Here is a 3,131-nt window from a genome sequence, read left to right as displayed (position 1 = left end):
AGTACCTCGAATCCCCGATGGCCGCCGGCAAGGTCGAGTTCGGCGGCGGCGCGGCCGACTACCGCTTCGACGGCGCCACCGGCGCGTACAACTCCACCGACCACTCGCTGACCGCCGGATTCAACGGCTCGGTACGCTTCCTCGGCCACCCCGGCAAGGACGGCTGGGCACTCGACACCACGCTCTCCAAGCTGGGCCTGGCCATCGACCGCGACGGCGCCTTCCTGACCGCCGACGTCAACGGCAAGTCCCCGGACGGAAGGCCGACCTCGCTCAGCGGCGCACGGATCGCCAAGCTCGACGTCCCGGCATCGGCCCTGAAGCCGGTCAACGGTGTGGTGACGCTCACCGGCGTCCCGGCCACGCTCACCGCCGAGGGCGTCCCGGTCTTCTCCAACTACCCGGCGGGTACGGCCCTGGACCCGGTCAGCGCGACCCTGGCCTTCGACAAGGACGCCAAGCTTCCGACCACTTCGCCCGCCGGCTCGTCCGGCACCGGAGGCGGCGCCGGTTCGGCCGCGGGTGGCCAGGATTCGGGTAGCGGTACGACCGGTGGCCCCTCGCTGACCAGCACCGGTCTGAGCGGTGCGGGCGGCGGCCTGCTGGCCTCCACCGGTGCGGACACCCCGGTGGCCCCGCTGCTGGCCACCGCGGCCGGGCTGCTGCTGGCCGGCGGAGGCGCCACCGTGCTGGTGCGCAACCGCCGCGGCGGCGCGCAGGTCTGACGCCGGATCGAAGACGCGGGGCCGGCCCGGGCGAGCAGCCGCTCGCCCGGGCCGGCCCCTTGGCGTTTGAAGGCCGCTGACTCGGGTGCTGATTCTGGCCAAGTTCGACAAAGCGTGCCGAGGCTGTGACCGTCCTGTGTAGCTTCGAGAAATCCGGAAGGTGCCGTTCGTCTTCGGTCCAGGCGCTCCAAGTCCTGGCTGCCTCAACGGAGTTACCTTCATCTTCTTTGCAGGCGGGAATCGTCATGAGTACCCCGAGCACCGGAACACCTGCCACCAACCCGTCGGCGACCCCGGCGAGTGCGACGCCCTCGTTCGAAGTGGACCGGGCGATGCTCGACGGAGCGACGCCGAAGGACCTGCTGCCGACCACCGGCAACTACCCGGTGGAGATCGTCCGGTACCGCTCCGTGGTGCTCACCGACATCCCCGGGGCGAAGCCGGCGCGCAAACTGACCGGCGCGATCGACCTCGGCGAGGAGAACCTGCCGTTCTACGACCGCCCGGCCGAGGGCATGATCGTCACGACGGAGCAGAGCTGGTCGGCCCAGGGCGTCACACTCGGCCGGTTACTGCACAGCCTCGCGCTCGCGCCCGGTGAGAGCACCAAGGTCGCGGTCGTCGACTGGCAGCGCACCACCAAGGCCACCGGCACCGAGACGACGGCCGAGGCCGACACCCTCTCCAGCACCACCGACCAGGCCCGGTCGATCAGCGAGGTCGCAAACGCGATAGCCCTCGAGGAGCAGCACGGCAGCTCCCAGGCGTTCCAGGTGAGCAGGTCGTCCAGCTCCGGCGGCAGCATCGGGGTCTCGTTCTTCGGCATCGGTGGCGGCGGTTCCTGGAGCGAGTCGTCGAACACGGGCTTCGCGACTGCGGTGTCGCGCTCGACCGGCGTGAAGTCGGTCGCGGAGGAGGCGACGCAGCGCATCAGCGCCCGGACCCAGCAGCTGGCGACCGCGGCCCGCAGCCGGAACATGACGGTCGTGCGCGAGACGACGCAGTCGGAGAAGGATCAGGTCCTCACCCGCGTCGTCACCAACTACAACCACATGCACGCGATGTCGGTGCAGTACTACGAGGTCGTCCAGGTCTACAACGTGACGACCAGGCCGACCAAACTGGAACGCTGTCTGTTCATCCCGCTGCAGGAGCTCAACTTCAACTACTCCAGCCTGCAGCGGTACAAGGAGGTGCTCGCCTCGGTGGCGCCGGCCGACTGGGCGGCGAAGATCCGGGCCGCGAACCCCTTCGACACGGCCGTGCGCAAGCTCGACGCGTGCACCGCGCCGGAGGCGCCGCCCGGCCAGGACTTCGATGGGGTGGACCTGGCCGACCTCACCGCTTCGGCCGCGGGCGTGTACGGGGTGCGCAAGAACGACGGCAGCCCGGTCCGGTTCGATCCGGCGGCCCGGCAGTGGAACCCGCTGCCCACCACCGGACTGGACAGCAGCCTGATCCGCATCGCGCCGGGCAAGAACATCGTCTGGGCGCTCAGGGCCGACAACACGGTCGTGCAGTTCGACGGGACCACCTGGCAGACCGACCCGCAGGCCCCGACGGGGCTGAGCCTCGCCTGCGGCACGGACGACGTGCTCTACGTCGTCGCCGCCACGGACAACATGCTCTGGCAGCGCCCCGTGAACGGCACCTGGCAGAACCTGAACGTCGCGGCCGACGAGGTCGCCGTCGTCGGCAAGGACAAGGTCTGGTACGCCCGACAGGGGCGGGCCTTCGCGCGCACCGGCACCACCTGGTCGGAGCGGAATCCGTCCCTGACGAACGTGCAGCGCCTGTCCGCCGCCGCGGACGGCATACTCTTCGCCACCACGACCGAGGGCAAGGTCGCCATAGTGGACCCCGGTACGCTGAACGCGGCCACCACCGGCATCAAGAGCCTCGCTCAAGCGCTGGCCAGTGGGCCGACGACGACGAAAATCGTCTCGTCCGTCAGCGGAGACTACTGGGTGACTCGCAACAACGGGACCCTCTTCCGCCTCCTCGGCGTGGCACGAGAGACGCCGGTGCCCTTCGACGTCCCGCCGAAGGCCGATTCCCCCTACGCGACCAAGATCGACGCCTGGTACGACGAGGTCGGAATCCGCAGCATCCAGGTGGTCTTCCAGGGCCAGACCTTCCGCTGCGGCGACACCGGGGGCTCCGGCGTCCAGCAGCGTACGTCCTACACCTTCCCCGGCGGCGACAAGCTGATCTCCGTCGACGCCTGGTCCGGCACGGGCGCCCGCGGCAGCCTCGCCGGGCTGCGCCTGACGATGACCTCGGGCGTGGCCAATTTCGGGATCGCCGCGACCACCAGCGTCCTGCCGGACCTGACGGAGGACGCCGGCGGCGCGGCCATCTGCGGGCTGTTCGGTGCGACGGTGAAGTCCGACAGCCGCACCTACG

Annotated in this window: 2 protein-coding genes; both read left to right on the top strand. The window is 70.1% G+C overall.

Translation table 11 applies throughout. The features are described from left to right. A partial coding sequence (locus J0670_RS34095) for an HtaA domain-containing protein (RefSeq protein WP_207816217.1) occupies positions 1 to 725 on the top strand: 725 nt, incomplete at its 5' end. Positions 726 to 970: 245 nt separating this feature from the next. Continuing rightward, the coding region (locus J0670_RS34090; RefSeq protein ID WP_207816216.1) for a hypothetical protein at positions 971 to 3,131 on the top strand (2,161 nt) is incomplete at its 3' end.

Source organism: Streptomyces sp. FH025, from assembly GCF_017427025.1.
GTDB lineage: Bacteria > Actinomycetota > Actinomycetes > Streptomycetales > Streptomycetaceae > Kitasatospora.
This window is presented reverse-complemented; position numbering and strand designations above follow the sequence as displayed.